The organism is Streptomyces sp. NBC_01450 (assembly GCF_036227505.1).
GTDB lineage: Bacteria > Actinomycetota > Actinomycetes > Streptomycetales > Streptomycetaceae > Streptomyces.
Genome location: NZ_CP109480.1, coordinates 5,233,888 through 5,258,064, shown reverse-complemented (window position 1 = coordinate 5,258,064; position 24,177 = coordinate 5,233,888). Strand labels below are relative to the sequence as shown.

Below are 24,177 nucleotides of genomic sequence, written 5' to 3'. Positions count from 1 at the left end.
CTCCGGGTCCCAGTCCTCGTAAGACGATCGGGAACCCCAGCGGGTTTCGCGCCGTTGGAGCATGCGTGGGCGGGATTGCCAGTCGTCCCCTGCGACTTCGGGTGACAATGCTGGGGTACCGTCCGAAGAACAGTCTTTATAAGTCTTTATCAAACTCACTATGGCAGGAGGGACGGGGCGGCACCGCTCCGTATGGATGGACGTGAAGCGATACTTCCGTGGGCCGGTCATGTGGATCGTGCTGGCCGTCCTTGCCGTGGTCGTGTTGATGCAGGTCGTCGGCTCGTCCGGCGGCTACAAGACAGTGGACACCGGCCAGGTCGTCCAGGCGATCAATGACAACAAGGTCCAAGAGGCCAAGCTGACCACCGGTGACGAGCAGGTCATCAAGGTGCAGCTCAAGGACGGCCAGAAGGTCTCCGGCAGCTCCAAGATCCAGGCGAGCTACATCGGTGACCAGGGCGTCAACCTTGCCAACACACTTCAGGACAAGTTCCAGAACAAGCAGATTCCGGACGGCTACACGGTCTCGCCGTCCAAGCAGAACCCGTTCCTCGGGATCCTGCTGTCGCTGCTTCCCTTCGTCCTCATCGTCGTCGTCTTCCTGTTCCTGATGAACCAGATGCAGGGCGGCGGCTCCCGGGTCATGAACTTCGGGAAGTCCAAGGCGAAGCTCATCACCAAGGACACCCCGAAGACGACGTTCTCGGACGTCGCGGGCTCGGACGAGGCGGTCGAGGAGCTCCAGGAGATCAAGGAGTTCCTCCAGGAGCCGGCGAAGTTCCAGGCGGTCGGGGCGAAGATCCCCAAGGGCGTGCTCCTGTACGGGCCTCCTGGTACCGGCAAGACGCTGCTCGCGCGCGCCGTCGCGGGTGAGGCCGGCGTTCCCTTCTACTCGATCTCGGGTTCCGACTTCGTCGAGATGTTCGTCGGTGTCGGTGCCTCCCGAGTGCGTGACCTCTTCGAGCAGGCCAAGGCGAACGCTCCGGCGATCGTCTTCGTCGACGAGATCGACGCGGTCGGCCGCCATCGCGGCGCCGGCCTCGGCGGTGGTCACGACGAGCGGGAGCAGACGCTGAACCAGCTGCTCGTCGAGATGGACGGCTTCGACGTGAAGGGCGGTGTGATCCTCATCGCCGCCACGAACCGGCCCGACATCCTGGACCCGGCGCTGCTGCGTCCCGGCCGCTTCGACCGTCAGATCGCGGTCGACCGTCCGGACATGCAGGGCCGTCTGGAGATCCTCAAGGTTCACCAGAAGGGCAAGCCGGTCGCGCAGGACGTCGACCTGTCGGCCGTCGCCCGCCGCACTCCCGGCTTCACGGGTGCCGATCTCGCCAACGTGCTGAACGAGGCCGCGCTTCTGACGGCCCGCAGCGACCTGAAGCTGATCGACAACTCCATGCTGGACGAGGCGATCGACCGCGTGGTCGCGGGCCCGCAGAAGCGGACCCGGATCATGTCGGACAAGGAGAAGAAGATCACCGCGTACCACGAGGGCGGCCACGCCCTGGTCGCGGCGGCGTCTCCGAACTCCGACCCGGTCCACAAGATCACGATCCTGTCGCGCGGCCGTGCCCTCGGCTACACGATGGTCCTGCCGGACGAGGACAAGTACTCCACGACGCGCAACGAGATGCTGGACCAGCTGGCTTACATGCTGGGCGGCCGCGCGGCCGAGGAGCTCGTCTTCCACGACCCCACCACGGGTGCTGCGAACGACATCGAGAAGGCCACCGCAACGGCCCGCGCGATGGTCACGCAGTACGGCATGACCGAGCGTCTCGGCGCGATCAAGTTCGGCGGCGACAACACCGAGCCCTTCCTGGGCCGGGAGATGTCGCACCCGCGCGACTACTCGGAAGAGGTCGCCGCGCTCGTCGACGAAGAGGTCAAGAAGCTCATCGAGAACGCGCACAACGAGGCCTGGGAAATCCTGGTCGAGAACCGTGACGTCCTCGACGCGCTGGTGCTCCAGCTGCTGGAGAAGGAGACGCTGAGCAAGGAGCAGATCGCCGAGGTCTTCGCTCCCATCGTCAAGCGCCCGGCCCGCCCCGCGTGGACCGGTTCCTCCCGGCGCACCCCGTCCACCCGCCCGCCGGTGCTCTCCCCCAAGGAGCTGTCGCTGACGAACGGGGCGAACGGATCGACGGCGGCCATCGCCAATGTGACGGAGTCCGTCCCGGCGAAGGAAGCGGCTCCGGAGGACCGCTCCGAGAGCTGACCAGGCTCCCGGCGGGGCCCCAACAGGCCCGGAATGGATGCCGCGCCCCCCAGGTTCTAGCCTGGGGGGCGCGGCATTTTTCCACGACCGCACGTTTTGGACGCGTCGACCAGCACGCGCAAGATCCACAGGAACGAGGACCACATGACCGACCCCGTGACGCTGGACGGCGAAGGTGTGATCGGCGAGTTCGACGAGAAGCGCGCCGAGGACGCCGTACGAGAGCTCCTCATCGCGGTCGGCGAGGACCCGGACCGCGAGGGCCTGCGCGAGACGCCAGGGCGGGTCGCCAGGGCCTACAGGGAGATATTCGCGGGGCTGTGGCAGAAGCCCGAGGACGTGCTGACGACCACCTTCGACCTCGGACACGACGAGATGGTGCTCGTGAAGGACATCGAAGTCCTCAGTAGCTGTGAGCACCACCTGGTGCCGTTCGTCGGCGTGGCCCATGTCGGCTACATCCCGTCCACGGACGGGAAGATCACGGGTCTGTCGAAGCTGGCCCGGCTCGTGGACGTCTACGCCCGGCGGCCGCAGGTGCAGGAACGCCTCACCACGCAGATCGCCGACTCCCTGATGAAGATCCTGGAGCCGCGCGGTGTGATCGTCGTCGTGGAGTGCGAGCACATGTGCATGTCGATGCGCGGGGTGCGCAAGCCCGGCGCGAAGACCATCACCTCGGCCGTGCGCGGCCAGCTGCGGGATTCCGCCACCCGCAACGAGGCGATGAGCCTGATCATGGCGCGTTAGCGCCCCCTGCGTCGTACATCGGCATATGTGATGTGCGTCGCCCTGGGCGACCGGTGCCGCGCCGCTAGGCGACCGGTGCCGCGCCGCCGTGTTCGTTGTCGTCGTCCTCCGGGAGCTTGCAGACGCGCTCGAGGAAGAAGGCGGCCGCTATCACGGCGATGCCCGCGAGGACCGAGAAGCCGGCGTAGATGGCCTGGTCGCGACGGGCGGGGACGTCCAGGGACTCGAGCAGGAACGCGCCCGTACCGCCGTACATGCCCGCCACCAGGGCGGCGACCAGCGCGCTCGCCTGACCGAAGACGACCGCCCGGGCCGCCATCAGGGGGTCGACGCCCTTGGCGCCGGGGCGGCGTTCGCGCTGGGCCTTGAGGCGGGCGCGCAGCGAGAGCGCCGTGGACAGCAGGACGACGGCGATCAGGGCCAGGACGATGGGGGCGGCCAGGGGGACCCGCGGGAGGGTGCCCACCGAGTCCCACAGGCGCGCGCCCGCCCAGGACAGCACACCGGCCACGACGAACACGGCTGCCAGCGTCCTGATGCGCAGCTGTTTCACGTTGTTGTCCCTTTGCCCCTCTTGTAAGCCCGCCTCTGGTCGTCCTGACCTTAACGACTACTCGGGCAGCCGGAGTTCCAGGTCGGGCCGGGGCAGCACACCTTCCCGGGTGACGGCGGTGAGCAGGTGGGCCACGGGGCCGCGGTCGGGCAGCTGCGCCTCGGGCTCCACGTCGTGCCAGGGGGCGAGCACGAAGCCCCGTTCGTGGGCGTGCGGGTGAGGGAGGGTCAGGACCGGGTCGCCGGAGACGACATCGGCGTACGCCACGATGTCCACGTCGATCGTGCGCGGGCCCCAGCGCTCGTCCCGTACACGGTGGAAGGCCTCCTCGATCGCGTGCGCCCGCTCCAGGAGCGAGGACGGAGGGAGGGTGGTCTTGAGGACCACGACCGCGTTGAAGTACGTCGGCTGGCTGCCCGGTTCGACGCCCCAGGGCTCCGTCTCGTAGACGGGGGAGACCGCCTTGACGCGGACGCCAGGGGTGTCCTCCAGGGCGTCGATGGAGCCCTGGAGGGTCTCCAGGCGGTTGCCCAGGTTCGAGCCGAGGGAGAGCACGGCCCGCTTCGGGTTCTGCAGGGTCGTGTCCGCGGCGTCCACCTGTTCGACCACGGAGGCGGGTACCGGCTGTACGGTCGGGTCGCTCTGACCCTCGGTGAAGTAGGCGGTCATACTCGGCTCCGGGTGATCGTGACGGTCACGTCGTCGAAGGGGACCGTGATCGGCGCGTCCGGTTTGTGCACGCAGACCTCCACCTCCTGGACCCCGTCGTGCTTCAGACAGGTCTGGGCGATGCGCTCGGCGAGCGTCTCGATGAGGTCGACGGGCTCGCCCTCGACGACGGCCACGACCTCCTCCGCCACGATGCCGTAGTGCACGGTCTTCGACAGGTCGTCCTCGGCCGCGGCCGGTCGGGTGTCGAGGCCCAGCGTCAGGTCCACGATGAAGGTCTGGCCCTCCTCGCGTTCCTTCTGGAAGACACCGTGGTGCCCGCGGGCCTTGAGGCCGCGCAGCGCGACACGATCCACGCGAATCACTCCTGCAATCGTCGGTAGCGGCCGATGTCCACCGAGTGCGGTCGGCGCACCGGCCTCAAACGAATCTACCTGCGGGCACTGACAGAGCTCACCCGCGGGGACACGCGCCCACATGATGGTCGTGAGGCTTCATCGGGCGTTTCCCCTGGGGAACACCGCGGCTCACGGGTTGGTAGCCGCCCCTACCCAGCGGTTCGTGATTCCAACCACTCCTTGATGCCAGTGGACCGTCCGCCCACCCGACCGGGGGTGTCCGCGGGCTCGGCGGAGGGCGGGCCGGTCCTCAGCCGGGGGTGTCCTCGTCGTCCTCGTCCTCGCCGGATTCGGCGAGCACGGGGGAGGCGTGGTGCGACCAGAGCTTCCAGCCGTCCACCGTGCGACGGAACACGTTCGTGGCGACGACCAGCTGGCCGACGAGCGGGCCGAGCTCGTCGCTGTCCTCGGGGGCGGGGCCGCCGCTGAGGATGTTCTCGGTGCAGGTCACCAGCGCGGTGTCGCCCGTGACGGAGACGTGCACGTCCGTGAGGAAGAACTGGATGTACTCGGTGTTCGCCATGATCAGCGCGTACGAGCGCAGGACCTCGCCGCGGCCGTTGAGGACCGGCCAGCCGGGGTGGACGCAGGAGACCACCGGGCCCTCGCCCTCGATGTCGTCGGCGGCGGTTTCCAGGGGAGCCAGCCACAGCGACGACACTGTTTCGAAGTCGCCGCGCTCGAGTGCCTCGTAGAAGGCGGTGTTGGCGAGTTCGACCTGCTCGATGTCGGTGCGGGGTGCGCTCACAGGGCTCCCTCTACGGCCCGGGCGACTCGTACGGCGTCGGCGGTGGCCCGTACCTCGTGGACGCGGACCGCCCAGGCACCCTGGTGGGCGGCGAGCGCGGAGACGGCGGCGGTGGCGGCGTCCCGTTCGCGGGCCGGCGGCGGGGCGCCCTCCGGGCCCGCCAGTACGTGGCCCAGGAACCGCTTGCGGGAGGCGGCGACGAGCAGGGGGTGGCCGAGTTCGCGCAGCCGGTCGAGGTGGGCGAGGAGCGAGAGGTCGTGCTCGGAGTCCTTGGAGAAGCCGAGGCCCGGGTCGACGACGACGCGGTCGGGGGCGATGCCGCCCGCCAGAACGGCCTCCACACGTGCGTGCAGTTCGTCGACGACTTCGGAGACGACGTCCGCGTACGTTCCCCTCACGTTGCCGCCCTCAAGGAAGCCGCGCCAGTGCATGACCACGAAGGGCGCGCCGGCCGCGGCGACGGTGGGGATCATCGCGGGGTCGGCGAGACCGCCGCTCACGTCGTTGACGAGGGCGGCGCCCGCGGCGAGCGACTGCTCCGCCACGGACGCGCGCATGGTGTCGACGGAGACGGTGACCCCCTCGGAGGCGAGGCCCCGGACGACCGGGATGACGCGCTTGAGCTCCTCCGCCTCGTCGACGCGGGTGGCGCCGGGGCGGGTCGACTCGCCGCCGACGTCCACGAGGTCGGCGCCCTCGGTGACCAGGTGGAGGCCGTGTTTGACGGCGGCCGTCGTGTCGAACCAGCGGCCGCCGTCGGAGAAGGAATCGGGGGTTACGTTGACGACTCCCATGACCGCGCAGCGGTCCCAGGTCGGCAGTCCCGCGACGTGGCCGCGGAGGCGCTCGGAGTTCATGCGTCCAGCCTAGGCCTCCGGCGGGGGGCCGAATCGTCCGCGGGTTCGCTCCGGCGGGGGTCCTTTGGCAGCCAAAGGGGGTCGTGGCCCGGGCGAGGGTCCCCAGGGCTGGGGTAGGGGCCCTCGCCCGGGCCTGTTCAAAGGGGGCTACGCCGCCCTGACTCCGCGTTCCGCCACGCCGTGGGCGCACGGGCGCGGAGCCGGTGCGCGGCGGCGCAGCAGGCTCGGGAGGGCCAGGTTCAGGAAGCCCTCGGCCTGCATGGCGGCGAAGCCGATGCGCGGGAGGTCGCGGGAGGAGCTGTAGACGACGAAGCGGGGTTCCCACCGGGGGCGGAACTTGGCGTTGAACTTGTACAGGGACTCGATCTGGAACCAGCGGGAGAGGAAGACGAGCAGGCCGCGCCAGGCGCGCAGCACCGGACCCGCGCCGATCTTCTCGCCGCGTGCCAGCGCCGAGCGGAACATCGCGAAGTTGAGCGAGATCCGCTCGATGCCCAGGCGCGGGGACGCCTCGAGCGCCGCCACGATGAGGAGTTCGTTCATGCCGGGGTCGGCCGAGCGGTCGCGGCGCATGAGGTCGAGGGAGACCCCGTCCGTGCCCCACGGGACGAAGTGCAGGACGGCCTTCAGATCGCCGTACGGGCCGAGCGCGTCGTCCGCCTTGTGCGCGGTGGCGATCAGGCAGTCGCCGTCGGACGGGTCGCCGATGCGGCCGAGCGCCATGGAGAAGCCGCGCTCGGTGTCCGTGCCGCGCCAGGCCTCCGCCGCCCGTCGTATCCGCTCCAGCTCGCCCTCGCTGAGGTCACGGATGCGCCGCACCCGGGTCTCGTAGCCAGCGCGTTCGATGCGCTTCACCATTTGACGCACGTTGCGCATCGCGCGCCCGGACAGGGAGAAATCCGCGACATCCACCACCGCCTCGTCGCCCAGTTCGAGGGCGTCGAGGCCGGTCTCGCGGGTCCACACCTCGCCGCCCGTCTCCGAGCAGCCCATGACGGCGGGGGTCCAGGAGTGGGCCTTGGCCTCGTCCATGAAGCGTTCGATGGCGCCGGGCCAGGCCTCGACGTCGCCGATGGGGTCGCCGCTGGCGAGCATCACGCCGGAGACGACGCGGTAGGTGACGGCCGCCTTGCCGCTGGGGGAGAAGACGACGGCCTTGTCGCGGCGCAGCGCGAAGTGGCCGAGCGAGTCGCGACTGCCGTGTTTGTCCAGCAGGGCCCGAAGTCGGGTCTCGTCGTCCTCCGTGAGCCGGGCGGCCGGGTGTTCGGGCCGGAAGGCCAGGTAGATCGTGGTGACGGCGGTCAGCCAGCCGAGCGCGCCGAGCGAGAAGGCGACCGTCCAGGACGTGGGTCCGGCGTAGTCGACGGGGCCCTCGAAGCCGACCAGGCCGTACAGGACGTGCGTGATGCGGTCGGCCAGGCTGGGGTCGCCGACCATCCGGTTCTGGTGGGCGCCGACGATGACCAGTCCGAGGACGAGGGAACCGGCGCCCATGAGGACGAAGTTGGCGAGCGCGCGCCAGCGGCTGCGCGGATCGGGCAGGGCGGCGAACTCGCTCCGGTGGCGCAGCAGCGGCGCGAGCAGCGCGACGGAGATGACGACGCCGATGATCGAATGCCGGTACGCGAACTGGGCGACGGCACCCGCGGGCAGCAGGACCACGGAGGCCCGCCACGCCCGGCGCTTGCGGCGCCGCAGCCCATGAGCGAGCAGCAGCAGGAGTACGCCCGCGCTGAGCGACAGCGCGGCGGCGAAGGGGCCGAACGAGCCGGGCAGCACCTCGGCCATGGCGTGCATACGGCTGCGCCGGAAGCGGGGGAAGACCCCGGCGGCGATGTCCAGGAGCCCTACGAGGGTGCAGGCCCTGGCGACCAGGGTGGGGACAGCCTCTGGGCGTGGACCGCGGAGTATGCGTCGCGTCCTGCCTGTTCGGTCTGGAACCCCACCCGACATTTCCCCATCTATCCTGACAGACATCGCATCCCGTAGTTCTGCGAGAGACCTTGAATCCGGTGCCATTCCGGCATCCGGCGACATTGCGCCCTCTAGGACGGTGTCTTGGGGAGTCAGGTTCACTCCCCAGCGGAAAGCCGGTTCAAAAGGCAAGGAAAGTCCAGGGCAAGGCCTCGCGAAAGCGCAGGGCGGCCAGGGGCGGAAAGCGCAGGCAGGACAGCTCATGGGTCTCACGAGCAACAAGGTGCTGGTGCTGGCGGTTCTGTTCGCCGTGCTGCTGTTCGTCGGTACGGTGTGGTGGTGGCCGCGGCTGGCGCGGCGCAACTGGCGGGCCGTCAGCGGGCGGGTCGGGATGCTCCTGGCCACCCAGGTGGCGGTCTTCGTCTCGATCGGCCTGTTCGCCAACCAGGCGTTCGGTTTCTACGCCAGTTGGGCGGACCTCTTCGGTCAGGAGAGCGGCCAGGGCGTGGTCATGTACCACGGCGGCCAGAGCGACCACGGCGGCGGGCCTCTCCAGGTGGTCGGTACCCAGCCGGTGAACGTGGCGGGCGGGACCCGGCCACCGGTCGGCGGCCAGATCCAGAAGGTCGACATCGTCGGCCGTACGACGCACATCGCCACGCCCGCGTTCGTCTACCTGCCTCCCGAGTACTTCCAGGCGCGCTACCGCACCCGCACTTTCCCGGCGGTCACGGTCCTCACCGGCTACCCGGGCACCGCCGCGGCGCTCATCAAGGGACTGCACTATCCGCAGACGGCCCACGAGTTGTCGAAGAACGGGCAGATGCAGCCGATGATCCTCGTCATGATGCGGCCGACGGTCGCGCCGCCGCGGGACACGGAGTGCGTGGACATCCCGGGCGGCCCGCAGACCGAGACGTTCTTCGCCAAGGACCTCCCCGAGGCCGTATCGGCTCACTACAGGGTGGGCAAAAAGCCCGGAAGCTGGGGCATCGCCGGCGATTCCACGGGCGGCTACTGCGCGTTGAAGCTGGCACTGCACCACCCCGAGGCGTACGCCGCCGGGGCGGGTCTGTCGCCGTACTACAAGGCGCCGATCGACCCCACGACGGGCGACCTCTTCCATGGGAACAAGGAGCTGCGCAACAACGCGGACCTGCGCTGGTTCATGCAGCACAAGCCCGCGCCCGACACATCGCTGCTGGTCACCAGCAGCAAGGTGGGCGAGCACAACTACAAGGAGACGCTGAAGTTCATCAGCCTCGTGCAGTCCAAGCAGCGCACCTGGATCGCGTCGATCATCCTCGACAGCGGCGGCCACAACTTCAACACGTGGCGGCGGGAGATCCCGGCGACGCTGCAGTGGTTCAGCGGGCGGCTGAGCGACCGTTGACCGTCGTCCCCGAATACGGGGCGGCCCGCGTGATACGTGCCGCCCCTCGTGGAATTCCCCGAGTCCCTCGAATCTCCCGAATCACTCGAACTCAAGGAAATTGATCAACAAGTAGCCGCCTTGTGGGGCAAGCGGGAGCCCTTGCCGGACAAGGAGTTGCCCTTATAGGCGGCTGTGGCGATGTGAAACCCCTGGGGTGGCCGTGTTTTTACCGGGCGGGGCTCCAAGATTCGCCTACGCGCGGTAAGTTTCTGGCCATGCCACGTGGACGTCACCGCCATTCCCCACCTCTGCACCGGCTGCTGCCTCCTTCGGCGATCGCAGGCGTCTCGCTCGTCTGTGCCGTGGGGCCCTGGCTGTTCACGGAACCAACGGTGCTCCGCGCCTTGGCCGCGGCCGCCGCGGTGACCGCCGTCGCGGGCGGTGTCGTCATGCGCCGCTGGGACACGGCGGCGGGCAAGCGGGTCGCGGACCTCACGCGCGCGCGTGCGAGTGACGAGTGGCGTCACGAGGAGCGCGTCGCCGAGCTCGACACCGACCTCGACGAGTCGCGCGAGCTGCGCACGAAGCTCGAGCACAAGCTGCGCGCGAAGCGGGCGGAGCTGGCGGGCCTGCGCAACGAGCACGCGGCACTGCTGCGGCGGTACGCCACGGCGGAGACGGAGCGGGCGAGCGCCCTGGAGGGACGCCGGCTGCTCGAGATAGAGACGGTGGCCCCCGCTCGCGCGCTGCCCGCCGGGGCGGAGACCGTGGAGTCCGCGGAATCCTTGGACGCCGTCGACTCGGCGGAGCCGGAGGCTCCGGAGGGCGTGGCTGCCGAGGACGAGGACTTGAACGAGGGTGCGGGCGACGGCGCAGGCGAGGACACGGACGACGGCGGCACCGCCGAAGACGCGACCGCCGCGGAGGCGGAGAACGCCGCCGAGGAGCCGACGGACGCGCCCGCGTCCACCCAGGTCTTCTCCCCGGCCGGGTCGTCGCTCTTCCTGCGCGCCAGCACCGCGCTGAGCCGGATCACGAACGGCGAGGCGGCGGCCGAAGTGTCCCTCACGGACACCGCATCGGACACCGACCCGGATACCGACACGGACGCCGACCCCGACACCGATCCGGACGACGACGCGAAGCCCGGCGCCGAGGCCGAAGCCGACGTCGACTCCCAAGCGGGCTCCGAAGCCGAGGTCGAAACCGAAGCCGCCTCGGATTCCGATGCCGAGTCCAATGCCGATGCCGCTGCCTCCGGTTCCGACGAGGGAGAGCACGCCAAAGGAGAGCACGCCAAAGGAGAGTCCGCCAAAGGCGAGCCCGCCAAAGGAGGGTCTGTCAAAGGAGAACCTCCGACCGACGGCCCTCCGAAGGGCAGCCGCCCCCTGACCGACGCCAAGCCGGCGGCGCTGCCCGTTCCCGCCGCGCGCGCGGTGTCCGTCGAGGCGGAGCCCCCCGCGCAGGCACCCCACCCTGTGAAGCCGACGAAGCCGGCCCGTGCCTCCGGGCACTTCACCGTGCCGACGGCGGTGGCCGTCGCCCCGGCCGCGCCCGTGCGGCGCCCCTCGGTCGAGGGCGGTTTCGACTTCTTCGGTACGCAGAAGGGGACGTCCTCGGCCGCCATGGAGGCCATGCAGAACGAGGACCTCGCGGACGTGGTCGGACAGGAGGCGCTCGCCCTGCACAAGGCCGAGGCCGAGTCCGGCTTCAAGCCCGTCGACGAGGGGTCCCGCGGTGTCGGCCAGGTCATCGACCTGACCGCGCACGACGAGACCGAGCAGATCGACCTGGCGGAGCTGCGGACCGCGGCTTCCTGAAGCCGCCCGGCACGTGGCTCACGCAGATGAGGGCAGTGGCTCAGGCCACTGCCCTCACGCCGTCCCAGGCCGCACGCCGGCGCATGCCATCGCATGTCGGCGCACGTCGTCTCAGGGTCTCAGGCCATCCACCGGTCCGGCCGGGCCTCCCGCCGCCCCGTCCGTGACCGGTCGGCCTGCGACTGAAGCAGCTCCGCGGCCTCCGAGGCGTCCCGCAGCCGCGCCGTCACCGTCTTGTCGGCTCCCGTGTCCACGTGGACGTCGGCGACGCCCTTGAAGCGCTCCCAGGGCCCCTGTGTCAGCCGTACGCTCTGCACCTTCGCGTGCGGCACGAGCGAGAGGCGGCGGCGCAGCAGCCCGTGACGCGCCGCGAAGACGGTGTCGGTGACGGCGAGCCCGTAACCCCGCCACCACAGCGGCACGCACCACCAGGCCCGGCGCGGTGGCCGGGACAGGGCGGACGGCACGGTCACGCCGGGGAGCACCCCCGCGATCACCGACTCGGCGACCTCGCGTGGAGCGACGGGCACGAGGACGGAGTTCGAGGACCCCGCCACGTCGAGTTCCACCCGCACCCACCCGCGCCGCCGCCACAGCAGCGGTTCGACGATCCGTACGGTCTGCACGCGTCCGGGCGGCACCGTCTCGTGCGTACGGTCGAGGAGGCCGTGGTCGATGCGCAGCCCGTCCGGGGACTCGCCCACCGTCCAGTCGTACTCGGCGACGAACCGCCCCACGCTGCTCGCGCCCGCGGCGCCGAGCAGCGGCACCCCGGTGGCGAGGACCGTCCACACGCTGTGGGTGGTGAACCACAGGAACGGGGGCACGACGAGCGCGGCGGCCAGGGAGCCCCAGGTGGCGCCGGTGAGGACGAGGGAGACGGCGAGGAAGCCCGCCGGGACGTGCAGCAGCTGCCGCACCGGCGCCTCGCCGACCTCGTGAGCCGTCTCGGGGGCGAAACCGGCGGCGCGGGCGAGGAGTTCGGCGCGCAGGGTGCGGGCCTCGTCCTCGCCGAGGAAGGCGAGTTCGTCCTTCTTGTCCGTTCCTATGACGTCGAGTTTGAGCTTGGTGACGCCCGCGACGCGGGCCAGCAGTGGCTGGGTGACGTCGACGGCCTGCAGCCGGTCGAGCCGGATGTGCGCGGTGCGCCGGAACAACAGGCCGGTACGGATGCGCAGTTCGGTCTCGGTCACCGCGAAGTGCGTGAACCACCAGCTCAGAAAGCCGTAGAGGGCGGCCGCCGGGACGATCACGGCGAGACCGATGAGCAGCGCGGTCGTCGTCAGCCTGGTCAGCTGCTCCTGCGCCTGGTTGGGGTCGTGGACGGCCCACCCGGCGACCACGGCGACCGGCGCCCAGGCGCGCCGGAACGGTGTCACGGGGTGCAGCCGCCGCTCCACCAGCGGCTTCTCCTCCCGTATGGCGTCCTCCGCGCCCGGCGCCGGCGTGCTCACAGCCCCGCCGATCGGGCCTCGCCCAGCTCGGTCAGCCGGTCGCGCAGCCGCTCGGCCTCGGCCGGGTCCAGACCCGGGATGCACGCGTCCGTCGCGGCGGCCGCCGTGTGCAGCTGCACACTCGCGAGCCCGAAGTGCCGCTCCACGGGCCCGGAGGTCACCTCGACCAGCTGCATCCGCCCGTACGGCACCACGGTCTCCTCGCGGAACAGCACACCCCGGCTGATCAGCAGGTCGTCCGCGCGCTCGGCGTACCGCCAGGAGCGCCAGTTGCGCCCCAGCATCGGCCAGCCCCACACCATCAGGGCGAGCGGCAGCAGCGCGAAGGCCGCCCACGCGGCGCCCGCGAACACCCCGAGAAGCAGCCCCAGGGCGATCGTCAGCAGTCCCAGCCACACCACCAGCAGCAGCCGGCGCATCCGCAGCAGTCCCGGTGGCAGTCCGGTCCAGACCGGCTCCGCCGCCGTGTTTCCCGCGGTCTCCGCGCTCCCCGTATCCATGCCGCAAGGGTACGTACGACAGACTGTCCCCATGACTCCTACGACGGAGACCATGGTCGGTATCGGCGGCGCCGCGGAGAGTACCGACATGGTGCTCAACATCGGACCCCAGCACCCGTCCACGCACGGCGTGCTGCGGCTGAAGCTGGTCCTGGACGGTGAGCGGATCCAGCACGCGGAACCGGTGATCGGTTATATGCACCGTGGCGCGGAGAAGCTCTTCGAGGCCCGTGACTACCGCCAGATCGTCATGCTCGCCAACCGTCACGACTGGCTCTCCGCCTTCTCGAACGAGCTGGGCGTGGTCCTCGCCGTGGAGCGGATGCTCGGCATGGAGGTCCCCGAGCGCGCGGTGTGGATGCGCACCCTGCTCGCGGAGCTCAACCGGGTCCTGAACCACTTGATGTTCCTGGGCTCGTACCCCCTGGAGCTGGGCGGGATCACCCCCATCTTCTACGCCTTCACGGAGCGCGAGGAACTCCAGCACGTCATGGAGGAGATCTCCGGCGGGCGCATGCACTACATGTTCAACCGCGTCGGCGGTCTCAAGGAGGACCTCCCCGCCGGATGGACCACCCGCGCGCGTGGCGCCGTCACGGCCCTGCGCTCGCGGATGGGCGTGTACGACGACCTGGTGCTCGGCAACGAGATCTTCCGGGGGCGTACGCGGGGCGTGGGCACCCTCGCCCCGGAGGCCGTGCACGCCTACGGAGTGAGCGGGCCGATCGCGCGCGCCTCGGGCGTCGACTTCGACCTGCGCCGGGACGAGCCGTACCTCGCCTACGGGGAACTCCAGGACACCCTGAAGGTCGTCACCCGCCAGGAGGGTGACTGTCTGGCGCGCTTCGAGTGCCTCCTGGAGCAGACGCACAACGCGCTCGATCTGGCCGACGCCTGCCTCGACCGGCTCGCGGACCTTCCGGCCGGGCCGATCAACCAGCGCCTCCCGAAGGTCCTGAAGGCGCCCGAGGGACACACCTACGCCTGGACCGAGAACCCCCTCGGGATCAACGGCTACTACCTGGTCAGCAAGGGCGAGAAGACCCCGTACCGGCTGAAGCTGCGCTCGGCCTCGTTCAACAACATCCAGGCGCTGGTGGAGCTACTGCCCGGGACGCTGGTCTCGGACATGGTGGCGATCCTGGGGTCACTGTTCTTCGTGGTCGGGGACATCGACAAGTAGGCCGTCGGCCGGTGGATCGTCGGCAAGGAGGCCGTCGATCAGTGGGTTGGGAATTCCAACCGGCTGGAGCAGCCAGCCGAAGTCGCCCAGGCCGCCGGTCGCGGTGAGTTCGGCGGCTTCCCCCGCGCCCGCCAGAGCGCGTACGTAGGCGGCGGGGTCCGTGGTGGCGAGCGTGAGCGCCGGCCTGGCGCCGCTCACGCCGAGCGCGCGCAGTGCCGCCCGCTGGGTCACCACGCGCCCTCCGGGCAGCGCGCAGGCATCCAGCGCCACATGCGCCGTGATGTCGCACGAACCGTCCGGGACGGGCACCGTCTCCCTGCCCTCGCGGAAGCCGGTGAGCGTCCCGTAGGGCGGGCGCGCCGCGGCGAAGTGCGCGTAGTCGACGGCGACGGCGAGACCCCGGTCCAGGGAGGCGACCGCACTGGCCCAGGCGGTGTCCCTGGGGAGGCCGATCTCGGCGCGGGCCCCCTCGAAGGGCGCCTCTTCGGAGGGCGTCCCTGGGGAAGGCGCCTCTTCGGGGGTCAGGGGCCACCACCTCCGCAGCCACTCCGCCTCCGCCCCGGCCACGGGGTCGCCCAGGCGCTCGGCCCCGTCGTCATCCCGTACGAGAACCAGCCGGGGTACGCCCGTCGCGTCCACCTCCGCCACCTCCACCGGCACGTTGTCCAGCCACTCGTTGGCGAACAGCAGCCCGGTGATCCCCTCCGGGGGCCGGGTGAGCCACTCGACCCGGTGATCGAGACCGGCGGGGCGGTCGGCACGTTCGACGGCGTACCCGCGCGCGCGGGAGGCCACTTCGGCAGGGAGCGCGGCGAGGACGGCGGCCACCAGCTCACCGCGGCCGGCCGCCATGTCCACGAAGGCGAGCTCGGCGGGGCGGCCGAGGGCCTCGTCGACCCGGCACAGCAGCCGGGCCACGGCCGCGGCGAACAGCGGGGACGCGTGCACCGACGTACGGAAGTGGCCGGCCGGCCCCTCGGGCCCGCGATAGAAGCCGCAGGGCCCGTACAGGGCCTCCTCCGTCGCCTCGCGCCAACCTCGCCACTCACCTGTCCCCACATGCCTCACCGGGCCAGGCTAGGCCCTGCCGAAAGACGGGCACTATCCGTCTCGGACGGGGGAGCATCCACCTTGGGGAGTACGAGCGCCCGTCGCGGATCGACCCTCCGGTTGACCCCTGCACACCGCGTGCTTCCCTACTCTGGGTTACGTGCAGCGCCTTTATGACTTCCTCCGCAGGCACCCGACATGGGTCGACAGCTTCTGGGCCGTCGTCCTGCTCGGGATCTCCGGCGTGAGCCTGAGCAATGTCAACGGCGCCGCCGATCAGCGCGGGTCGCTCGCCGCGGCGCTCCCGATCGCCGTCGTACTGAGCGCGGTCGTCGCGCTGCGCCGCCTCATGCCCGAGAAGATGCTGGTGCTGGCCGCGGTGGCAGGTGTCGCACAGGTGATCCTGGACGTCCCGCCGGCGCCCGCGGACTTCGCGATGCTGGTGATCATCTATACCGTCGCCGCGGACGGTGCCCGCTGGGCTTCGCGCCTCGGGCTGATCGGCGGCCTGTGCGCGGCGACCGTCGGGCAGCTCCGCTGGCCCCTGAAGGATCAGGGCCCGCTGGGCGCCGTCCTGATAGTGATCTTCCAGACGGTTCCCTTCGCGCTCGCCTGGGTCCTCGGCGACTCCATCCGCACCCGCCGCGCCTACCTCGCTCAGTTGGAGGAGCGCGCCGCCCGTCTGGAGAAGGAGCGCGAGGCGCAGGCCAAGGTGGCCGTCGCCGCCGAGCGCGCCCGGATCGCCCGTGAGCTGCACGACGTGGTCGCGCACAACGTCTCGGTGATGGTGGTGCAGGCCGACGGTGCCGCGTACGTCATGGACACCGCCCCCGAGCAGGCCAGGAAGGCCCTCGAGACCATCTCCGGGACCGGTCGCCAGGCCCTCGCCGAGATGCGCCGCCTGCTCGGCGTGCTGCGCACCGGCGAGCACCAGGAGAGCGGTGAGTACGTGCCGCAGCCCGACGTCGAACAGCTCGACGACCTCATCGAGCAGTGCCGCACCTCGGGCCTGCCCGTCGACTTCAAGGTCGAGGGCACCCCGCGCCCGCTGCCCAGCGGGGTGGAGCTCACGGCGTACCGCATCGTCCAGGAGGCGCTCACCAACACGCGCAAGCACGGCGGCCCGAACGCGGGCGCGAGCGTGCGCCTGGTCTACTTCGACGACGGGCTCGGGCTGCTCGTCGAGGACGACGGCAAGGGCGCGCCCCACGAGCTGTACGAGGAGGGCGGCGCCGACGGCCAGGGGCACGGCCTGATCGGGATGCGCGAGCGTGTCGGTATGGTCGGCGGCACCCTGGACGCGGGGCCGCGCCCGGGTGGAGGCTTCCGCATCAGCGCCCTGCTGCCGCTCAAGTCGGCTCACTGACACCTGTAACGACACCTTTTGGCCATTTCCAAAGCCTTTTGACCGTTGTTCTAAAGCCTTTTGACCGTTGATGGAGAGGGAAGAGACCCCGATGGCGATCCGCGTGATGCTCGTCGACGACCAGGTGCTGCTGCGCACCGGCTTCCGGATGGTGCTCGATGCCCAGCCGGACATGGAGGTCGTGGCCGAGGCGGGCGACGGCGTCGAGGCCCTCCAGGTCCTGCGGTCGACGGCGGTCGACGTGGTGCTGATGGACGTCCGCATGCCGAAGCTGGACGGTGTGGAGACCACCCGACGCATCTGCTCGGATCCCAACCCTCCGAAGGTGCTGATCCTCACCACCTTCGACCTCGACGAGTACGCCTTCTCCGGGCTGAAGGCGGGCGCCTCCGGCTTCATGCTCAAGGACGTGCCGCCCGGCGAGCTGCTCGCCGCCATCCGCTCCGTGCACAGCGGTGACGCGGTGGTCGCGCCCTCCACCACCCGGCGCCTGCTCGACCGCTTCGCGCCGATGCTGCCCAACGCCGGCAAGGAGCCTCAGCACAAGGAGCTGGAGCGGCTCACCGACCGTGAGCGCGAGGTGATGATGCTGGTCGCGCAGGGCCTGTCGAACGGCGAGATCGCGGCCCGGCTCGTGCTGTCCGAGGCCACTGTGAAGACGCACGTGGGGCGCATCCTGACCAAGCTGGGGCTGCGGGACCGGGTGCAGGTGGTCGTCCTCGCCTACGAGACGGGGCTCGTACGGGCGGGCGGGCAACGCTGATGGCCGGTGGCGTGACCGGGGCGTGACCGGGGCCCACTAGGGTCTGCGCACGCTCCTGTGGATCAACGTCCCTTTCGGGGGCGGCGATCCATCAAGAAGCCGCCCGCACACGAGATCCGGCGACGGCTGCCCGGCAGCGTCGTCTGCGACCCGGAACACGCCGGTTTCGGTCTGCGCCGCATGCTGCCACCTGAACTGCGAGTTCGGCGTGGTGCTGCCGGGCTCAGCGCAGGATGCCCTCCAGGAAGTCGCTGCCCAGCCGGGCCACGACACTGACGTCCAGCTGGTGCAGCACGTACCGCCCGCGGCGCCTCGTGGTGATCAGGCCCGCCTTCTTGAGCACGCCCAGGTGCCGGGATATCTCCGGGGCCGTCATCCCGTTCAGCTGCGCCAGCTCGCCCGTGGTGAACGCGCTGCGGGCCAGGCTGCGGCAGATCCGCATCCGGACCGGATGGGACAGGGCGGTCATCCGCAGGGTCAGCTGCTCCAGCGAGAACGGTGCCGCGAGCTCCGGGGAACCGACCGGGTAGTGCAGCACCGGCTGCCAGCCGTAGCGGTGCAGCACCATCAGGTGCGGCCAGCCGAGACTGGTCGGCACGAGGAGGAGCCCGCCCTCCCCGGTGGCCGTCTGGCCCTCGCCCAGCTTGTCGACCGTGATCGTCCGGCCGGTCTCGTCCAGCGTCACCGCCGGGGACACCGAGGCCACGGCCTCGGCCAGGCCCTTGTGCCGCAGCAGGTCCGTCTTGTGGCGGGCGTCCGCCGCGAGCTGGTGGCGCAGCCGGGACCAGGTCTCGGCGAAGAAGGCCTCGTCGCAGTCCTCCAGGAACTGCCGCAGCCATGCCCGGATCTGCGGCGGATCGTCCAGCAGCCGCTTGCTGAACCGCACCTGCTGGGGTCCGCGCGCGGCGGCCAGCTCCAGCGCGCGCCGCTGCAACTCGGGGTCGGAGAGCGTGTCCCGGCCCGGCGCCGCGTACGGAAGCGCGCAGGTGAACTCCAGGGCGGCGTCCACGAACTGCTCGTCGGTCAGCTTGTCCAGCAGGTCCAGCTCCTCGGCGAGCGTGGCGCCCGGGAGCGTGGTCCCGCCGGGAATCCCCGCGTACGGCAGGAACAGGTCCGAGAACGTCGTCCGCCACAGGAAGTCGGCCTCGCACATCCGGTCCGCGAGATGCGAGTCGAGCCGGGCTGTCACGCCGGTCGCCCAGCCCTGCAGCCCGGGGTGGTGACCCGGCTCGGACAGCGCGTGCAGCGCCATGCAGAGCTCGGCCAGGGGCGACGGCACGACGGAGATCCGCTCCTGCCGCAGCCCGGTGACGTCGATGCGCACGCTCATGACCTCATGGTGCACTCCGCCACCGACAACGCCGCCCCGATTGACGGAGACCGTCAATCGGGGCGGCGGCCAAGCGGGGCGACAGCCGCGGAAGGCGGTCGCGATCCGGGGTCACAGCCCGAACCCGGTCTTCGCGCGGCGTCAGCCGGGCAGTCGCTCGACGAACTCCCGGACGGCGGCCCGTACGTCCTGCGCCGTCCACTCCAGGCCGGGCGCCGCCACCGTGACCTCGGTGAGCGCGAGCCCCGGACCGCCCCGCATCCAGCTCTGGGAGAAGAGCGAGGTCTTCGTCTCCTCGGTCTGCCGCAGCGCCGCGTCCGTGAGGACATCGGGGTCGTACGGCAGCCAGACCTGGAACTGATGGGTGTGCGGCTCCACAGGGTGGACGCGCGCCCAGGGGACCTTGGCCTCCGTGAACCCCTCGCGCAGAGCGGCGGCGACCACGCGCGCGTGGGCCACGTACTCCGGCAACCGGGGCAGCTCCCGCTCCAGGCCGATGAGCGCGGCGAGGACGGTGGGGAACTGCTGGAGGATCATGCCGCCGTACCGGTGCCGCCAGGTCTTCGCCTCGTCGATCAGCGTCTTCGGGCCCGCGATCGCCGCCCCGCCGAAGCCTTCGAGCGACTTGTAGAACGACACGTACACGCTGTCCGCGAGGCCCGCGATCTCGTCCAGGGGGCGGCCGAAGTGCGTCGTGCACTCCCACAGGCGGGCGCCGTCGAAGTGGACCACCGCGTCACGGTCCCGGGCGGCCTCCACGACCCCGGACAGCTCCTCCCAGGAGGGCAGTACAAAACCGGCGTCCCTGAGAGGCAGTTCGAGCAGCAGCGCCCCGAAAGGCTCCTCGAAATCCCGTACCTCCTCGGCGGTGGGAAGCCGGGGCTCGTCGGTCACCCGCACCGGGCGCAGGCCGCTGACCTGGCTGAACGCATGCCGTTCATGGACCTCGGGGTGGCCGAGCGCATGAAGCGCGACGGTCGAATTCCCGGTGCGGCCCGCCCAGCAGCGCAGGGCGACCTGCTGGGCCATGGTGCCGGTGGGGAAGAAGGCGGCCGCCTCCTTGCCGAGCAGGCCCGCGACCCGCTCCTCCAGGGTCTCGACGATCTGGCCGCCGTACAGGTCGACGGGGCGGTCGAGGTCGTACGCGCCTTCGGCGCCGTCGTTCAGCCAGGCCAGCCGTGTCCGCACCGTGTCCAGGTGGCTGGGCCGCCACAGCTGGCGCCGGGCCGCCCGCAGCGCGGCACCCCGCCGCTCCCGCAGCCGCTCGGCCGCCTCGTGCGGGTCCTGGCCCGCACTCTCCGGGTCCTGTCCCGCCGTCGCTTCCGCCGTATCGCTCATCCCCGGATGATGCCGCGCGCCGCCCCGCCTCGGCACCCTCGTTTTCCCCACCCCCCGCGACCTGCGGAAACCCACAGCCTGTGGACAACGAAAACGGCGCTCGAACCAATCGCGTTAACATGACGAGAAATCGTCCGGTACCCCGAGCGGACTGGAACGGAAGGCCGCCGTCGAGTGAGTACATTCCCCCAGCCAGACCCCAAGGACCGCCCCGCGCGGCTCACCGTCGGCGTTGTCGGCGCGGGCCGTGTCGGCCCCGCCCTCGCCGCGGCCCTCCAGCTCGCCGGGCACCGTCCGGTGGCCGTCTCCGGGGTCTCCGACGCCTCCAGGCGGCGCGCCGCGCTGCTCCTGCCCGACGTGCCGCTGCTCTCCCCGGCGCAGGTCATGGAGCGCTCCGACCTGGTCCTGCTGACCGTCCCGGACGACGCCCTGCCCGGGCTCGTCGAGGGGCTCGCCGAGACGGGCGCCATCCGGCCCGGACAACTGCTGGTGCACACCTCCGGGCGGTACGGCGCGCGAGTGCTCGACCCGGCGCTCAGGGCGGGCGCCCTCCCGCTCGCGCTGCACCCCGCCATGACGTTCACCGGCACCCCGGTGGACGTGCAGCGGCTCGCCGGATGCTCCTTCGGGGTCACCGCGCCCGAACAGCTGCGCCTGGCCGCCGAGGCCCTGGTCATCGAGATGGGCGGCGAGCCCGAGTGGATCGCCGAGGAGTCCCGCCCGCTCTACCACGCGGCTCTCGCGCTCGGCGCCAACCACCTGGTGACCCTGGTCGCCGAGTCCATGGAACTGCTGCGCACCGCCGGCGTGGAGGCCCCCGACCGGATGCTCGGCCCGCTGCTCGGCGCCGCCCTCGACAACGCCCTCAGGTCGGGCGACGCCGCCCTCACCGGGCCCGTCGCGCGCGGGGACGCGGGCACGGTCGCCGCGCACGTGGCCGAACTGCGCAAGCACGCCCCGGGAACCGTCGCCGGCTATCTCGCGATGGCCCGCGCGACCGCCGACCGGGCGCTGGCCCACGGACTGCTGAAGCCGGAACTCGCCGAGGACCTCCTCGGGGTACTCGCCGACGGCGCGACCCTGCCCGACGACGGGAGCGACCGATGACCACCACCCTGCTGCGTACCGCCGACGAGCTGCACGCGCGTGTACGCCGCGGCCGCCGGGCCGTCGTGATGACCATGGGCGCCCTGCACGAGGGGCACGCCACGCTGATCCGCGCCGCCCGCGAGATCGCCGGACCCGAGGGCGAAGTCGTCGTCACGGTCTTCGTGAACCCGCTCCAGTTCGGCGAGGGCGAGGACCTCGACCGCTACCCGCGCACCCTCGACGCCGACCTCAAGATCGCCGAGGAGGCGGGTGCGGACGCGGTGTTCGCCCCCTCCGTGGACGAGGTCTACCCCGGCGGCGAGCCCCAGGTCCGCCTCTCCGCGGGCCCCATGGGTGCGCGCCTGGAGGGCGCCGTGCGCCCCGGCCACTTCGACGGCATGCTCACCGTCGTCGCCAAGCTGCTGCACCTCACCCGGCCCGACGCGGCGCTCTTCGGGCAGAAGGACGCCCAGCAGCTCGCCCTGATCCGCCGGATGGTGCGCGACCTGAACTTCGGCGTGGAGATCGTCGGCGTGCCCACCGTGCGCGAGGAGGACGGGCTCGCCCTCTCCAGCCGCAACCGCTACCTCTCGCCCGAGGAGCGGCGCACCGCGCTCGCCCTCTCCCAGGCCCTCTTCGCGGGCCGCGACCGGCACGCCGCCCAGGAGGCCCTGCGCGCCCGGGCCCGCGAAGTGCCCGCCACGCGCGCGCGTGCCGAGGCGCTCAGCGCGATCGGCGAATCCCGCGCCGCCGCCGACGCGCACGCCGTCGCCAAGGCCGTACCCGGCGGCCCCTTCGCCGTCCGCGCCGCCGCCCGCCTCGTCCTGGACGAGGCCGCCCGCCTCCAGCCGCCACTGGCCCTGGACTATCTGGCGCTGGTCGACCCGTCCGACTTCACCGAGATCGAGGACGACTTCACCGGCGAGGCGGTCCTCGCCGTCGCCGCCCGGGTCGGGACGACCCGCCTGATCGACAACCTCCCCCTCACCTTCGGAGCCGCCTCGTGACCGGCACAGGCACAGGTACAGGTACACCCACGGACACTGGGATACGACTGCACGCGCCCGCCCCCGGCTGGGCCCTCACCGCGGACGTGGTGGTCGTCGGCTCCGGCGTCGCGGGCCTCACCGCGGCGCTGCGCTGCGAGGCGGCGGGCCTGAAGACCGTCGTCGTCACCAAGGCCCGCCTCGACGACGGCTCCACGCGCTGGGCACAGGGCGGCATCGCCGCGGCCCTCGGCGACGGCGACACCCCCGAGCAGCACCTCGACGACACCCTGGTGGCTGGCGCGGGCCTGTGTGACGAGGACGCCGTACGCATCCTCGTCACCGAGGGCCCCGACGCCGTACGCCGCCTGATCGAGACCGGCGCCCACTTCGACGAGTCCACCGAAGGCGAGCTGGCACTCACCCGCGAGGGCGGTCACCACCGCCGCCGCATCGCGCACGCCGGCGGCGACGCGACCGGCGCCGAGATCTCCCGGGCGCTCGTCGAGGCGGTACGCGCGCGTGGCCTGCGCACGGTCGAGAACGCGCTCGTCCTGGACCTCCTCACGGACTCCGACGGCCGCACCGCGGGTGTGACCCTCCACGTCATGGGAGAGGGCCAGCACGACGGCGTGGGGGCCGTCCACGCCCCCGCCGTGGTCCTCGCCACCGGCGGCATGGGCCAGGTCTTCTCCGCGACCACCAACCCGTCGGTCTCCACGGGCGACGGGGTGGCACTCGCCCTGCGCGCCGGCGCCGAGGTCAGCGACCTCGAATTCGTCCAGTTCCACCCGACCGTGCTGTTCCTCGGCCCGGACGCCGAGGGCCAGCAGCCGCTGGTGTCGGAGGCGGTACGCGGCGAGGGCGCCCACCTGGTCGACGCGGACGGCGTGCGCTTCATGGTCGGCCAGCACGAGCTGGCCGAACTCGCGCCCCGGGACATTGTCGCCAAGGGCATCATGCGGCGCATGCAGGAGCAGGACGCCGAGCACATGTACCTCGACGCCCTGCACTTCGGCGCCGACATGTGGGCGCACCGCTTCCCGACCATCCTCGCCGCCTGCCGCGCCCACGGCATCGACCCGGTCACCGAGCCCGTCCCGGTCGCCCCGGCCGCCCACTACGCCTCCGGAGGCGTCCGTACGGACGCCCGCGGCCGCACCACGGTGCCCGGCCTCTACGCATGCGGCGAAGTCGCCTGCACCGGCGTCCACGGCGCCAACCGACTCGCCTCCAACTCGCTCCTGGAAGGCCTCGTCTACGCCGAGCGCATCGCCGCCGACATCACGCTCAGCCGCTCGGAAGACGGCCTCCACGCGCGTGTGCCCGTCCCGGTCCCGCACCCCGAGAAGCCCGCGCACCCCCTGCTCGCCCCCGAGGCCCGGTTCGCGATCCAGCGGATCATGACGGAGGGAGCCGGTGTGCTGCGCTCCGCCGAGTCCCTCGAGACCGCCACCGGCCGGCTCCAGCAGCTCCACGCCGACGCCCGTGACGCCCTCGACGAGAACGGCAAGACCTCCGAGCCCGGAGTCGACACCTGGGAGGCCACCAACCTCCTGTGCGTGGCCCGGGTCCTGGTCGCGGCCGCGCGCCTGCGCGAGGAGACTCGTGGCTGCCACTGGCGCGAGGACCACGCCGACCGCGACGACGCCGACTGGCGCCGCCACATCGTCGTACGGCTGAATCCGGACCGCACGTTGACCGTACACACCACGGACACCGCAGACTTCCCCCCGACCCTCCCGGAAACCCCCGGCTCCCCCCGACCCGGGGGGACCCCCGTGCCCCAGCGCCTTCAGGAGCAGTGACA

General features: G+C 71.4%; 21 protein-coding genes and 1 pseudogene. 11 read left to right on the top strand and 11 right to left on the bottom strand.

Annotation, left to right across the window (positions count from 1 at the left end; translation table 11 throughout):
* The first annotated feature begins 196 nt into the window (after positions 1-196).
* Both ftsH and folE read left to right on the top strand, forming a co-directional pair.
* Positions 197-2,224 carry an ATP-dependent zinc metalloprotease FtsH gene (gene ftsH / locus OG568_RS23495; RefSeq protein WP_266438162.1) on the top strand — a complete coding sequence of 676 codons (2,028 nt, stop codon included), beginning with the start codon at positions 197-199 and terminating at the stop codon, positions 2,222-2,224.
* A gap of 144 nt (positions 2,225-2,368) precedes the next feature.
* On the top strand, positions 2,369-2,974 hold the full coding sequence (folE, locus tag OG568_RS23490; RefSeq protein ID WP_266437883.1) for a GTP cyclohydrolase I FolE: 606 nt from the start codon (positions 2,369-2,371) through the stop codon (positions 2,972-2,974).
* Positions 2,975-3,038: 64 nt separating this feature from the next.
* On the opposite strand, the gene OG568_RS23485 is transcribed toward folE, so the two are convergent.
* The 6 genes from OG568_RS23485 to OG568_RS23460 form a co-directional block, all read right to left on the bottom strand.
* A complete protein-coding gene (locus OG568_RS23485) occupies positions 3,039-3,527 on the bottom strand; it encodes a DUF3180 domain-containing protein (RefSeq protein WP_266437880.1) in 489 nt (162 codons plus the stop codon).
* 57 nt (positions 3,528-3,584) lie between these two features.
* Complete coding sequence (folK, locus tag OG568_RS23480) at positions 3,585-4,196, bottom strand: 2-amino-4-hydroxy-6-hydroxymethyldihydropteridine diphosphokinase (RefSeq protein ID WP_329532993.1); 612 nt, start codon at positions 4,194-4,196, stop codon at positions 3,585-3,587.
* The gene (gene folB, locus OG568_RS23475) at positions 4,193-4,552 is read right to left on the bottom strand and encodes a dihydroneopterin aldolase (RefSeq protein ID WP_266437875.1); all 360 of its coding nucleotides are present in this window, start codon (positions 4,550-4,552) and stop codon (positions 4,193-4,195) included. The genes folK and folB overlap by 4 nt, the downstream gene beginning before the upstream one ends.
* A 292-nt stretch (positions 4,553-4,844) precedes the next feature.
* Positions 4,845-5,342, bottom strand: coding sequence for a nuclear transport factor 2 family protein (locus OG568_RS23470; protein WP_266437872.1), 498 nt, complete (start codon positions 5,340-5,342; stop codon positions 4,845-4,847).
* A complete protein-coding gene (gene folP / locus OG568_RS23465) occupies positions 5,339-6,199 on the bottom strand; it encodes a dihydropteroate synthase (RefSeq protein ID WP_266584531.1) in 861 nt (286 codons plus the stop codon). Before folP ends, OG568_RS23470 begins: the two co-directional genes overlap by 4 nt.
* A 147-nt stretch (positions 6,200-6,346) precedes the next feature.
* Complete coding sequence (locus OG568_RS23460; protein WP_329532992.1) at positions 6,347-8,152, bottom strand: phosphatidylglycerol lysyltransferase domain-containing protein; 1,806 nt, start codon at positions 8,150-8,152, stop codon at positions 6,347-6,349.
* A gap of 223 nt (positions 8,153-8,375) precedes the next feature.
* Between OG568_RS23460 and OG568_RS23455 the strand changes: the two genes are divergently transcribed.
* Entirely contained in the window at positions 8,376-9,506 is a 1,131-nt protein-coding gene (locus OG568_RS23455) for an alpha/beta hydrolase (RefSeq protein ID WP_329532991.1), read from the top strand.
* A 257-nt stretch (positions 9,507-9,763) separates the two neighbouring features.
* Positions 9,764-11,308 carry a hypothetical protein gene (locus OG568_RS23450; protein WP_329532990.1) on the top strand — a complete coding sequence of 515 codons (1,545 nt, stop codon included), beginning with the start codon at positions 9,764-9,766 and terminating at the stop codon, positions 11,306-11,308.
* Between the two features lie 119 nt (positions 11,309-11,427).
* On the opposite strand, the gene OG568_RS23445 is transcribed toward OG568_RS23450, so the two are convergent.
* Together OG568_RS23445 and OG568_RS23440 are read right to left on the bottom strand one after the other, a co-directional pair.
* Positions 11,428-12,762 carry a PH domain-containing protein gene (locus tag OG568_RS23445; RefSeq protein WP_329365729.1) on the bottom strand — a complete coding sequence of 445 codons (1,335 nt, stop codon included), beginning with the start codon at positions 12,760-12,762 and terminating at the stop codon, positions 11,428-11,430.
* The gene (locus OG568_RS23440; RefSeq protein WP_329532989.1) at positions 12,759-13,262 is read right to left on the bottom strand and encodes a PH domain-containing protein; all 504 of its coding nucleotides are present in this window, start codon (positions 13,260-13,262) and stop codon (positions 12,759-12,761) included. Before OG568_RS23440 ends, OG568_RS23445 begins: the two co-directional genes overlap by 4 nt.
* A 31-nt stretch (positions 13,263-13,293) precedes the next feature.
* Here OG568_RS23440 and OG568_RS23435 point away from each other — a divergent pair, with 31 nt between their 5' ends.
* Positions 13,294-14,445, top strand: coding sequence for an NADH-quinone oxidoreductase subunit D (locus OG568_RS23435; RefSeq protein ID WP_329365727.1), 1,152 nt, complete (start codon positions 13,294-13,296; stop codon positions 14,443-14,445).
* Here the strand turns inward: OG568_RS23435 and OG568_RS23430 are convergent.
* Positions 14,410-15,513 carry an SAM-dependent methyltransferase gene (locus OG568_RS23430; protein WP_329532988.1) on the bottom strand — a complete coding sequence of 368 codons (1,104 nt, stop codon included), beginning with the start codon at positions 15,511-15,513 and terminating at the stop codon, positions 14,410-14,412. The genes OG568_RS23435 and OG568_RS23430 overlap by 36 nt on opposite strands.
* Positions 15,514-15,655: 142 nt before the next feature.
* On the opposite strand from OG568_RS23430, the gene OG568_RS23425 reads away from it, so the two are divergent.
* The 3 genes and pseudogenes from OG568_RS23425 to OG568_RS23415 all read left to right on the top strand — a co-directional run.
* Positions 15,656-16,861, top strand: coding sequence for a sensor histidine kinase (locus OG568_RS23425; RefSeq protein ID WP_266437850.1), 1,206 nt, complete (start codon positions 15,656-15,658; stop codon positions 16,859-16,861).
* 91 nt (positions 16,862-16,952) lie between these two features.
* Positions 16,953-17,624 carry a response regulator transcription factor gene (locus OG568_RS23420; protein ID WP_266437847.1) on the top strand — a complete coding sequence of 224 codons (672 nt, stop codon included), beginning with the start codon at positions 16,953-16,955 and terminating at the stop codon, positions 17,622-17,624.
* Between the two features lie 43 nt (positions 17,625-17,667).
* Positions 17,668-17,825: pseudogene (locus tag OG568_RS23415) on the top strand (ATP-binding protein); the annotation flags it as partial.
* Positions 17,826-17,847: 22 nt separating this feature from the next.
* Here OG568_RS23415 and OG568_RS23410 read toward each other — a convergent pair.
* Positions 17,848-18,954: a DUF5937 family protein gene (locus tag OG568_RS23410; protein WP_329532987.1), complete on the bottom strand. Its 1,107-nt coding sequence runs from the start codon at positions 18,952-18,954 to the stop codon at positions 17,848-17,850.
* Positions 18,955-19,095: 141 nt separating this feature from the next.
* The gene (locus OG568_RS23405; protein ID WP_329532986.1) at positions 19,096-20,292 is read right to left on the bottom strand and encodes a threonine aldolase family protein; all 1,197 of its coding nucleotides are present in this window, start codon (positions 20,290-20,292) and stop codon (positions 19,096-19,098) included.
* A 174-nt stretch (positions 20,293-20,466) separates the two neighbouring features.
* Here OG568_RS23405 and OG568_RS23400 point away from each other — a divergent pair, with 174 nt between their 5' ends.
* The 3 genes from OG568_RS23400 to OG568_RS23390 are packed head-to-tail and all read left to right on the top strand — an operon-like array spanning position 20,467 to position 24,175.
* Positions 20,467-21,399, top strand: a complete 933-nt coding sequence (locus OG568_RS23400) for a Rossmann-like and DUF2520 domain-containing protein (protein ID WP_266627215.1) — start codon at positions 20,467-20,469, stop codon at positions 21,397-21,399.
* The gene (gene panC, locus OG568_RS23395) at positions 21,396-22,388 is read left to right on the top strand and encodes a pantoate--beta-alanine ligase (protein ID WP_329532985.1); all 993 of its coding nucleotides are present in this window, start codon (positions 21,396-21,398) and stop codon (positions 22,386-22,388) included. The genes OG568_RS23400 and panC overlap by 4 nt, the downstream gene beginning before the upstream one ends.
* The gene (locus OG568_RS23390) at positions 22,385-24,175 is read left to right on the top strand and encodes an L-aspartate oxidase (RefSeq protein WP_329532984.1); all 1,791 of its coding nucleotides are present in this window, start codon (positions 22,385-22,387) and stop codon (positions 24,173-24,175) included. The genes panC and OG568_RS23390 overlap by 4 nt, the downstream gene beginning before the upstream one ends.
* Positions 24,176-24,177 lie beyond the last annotated feature (2 nt).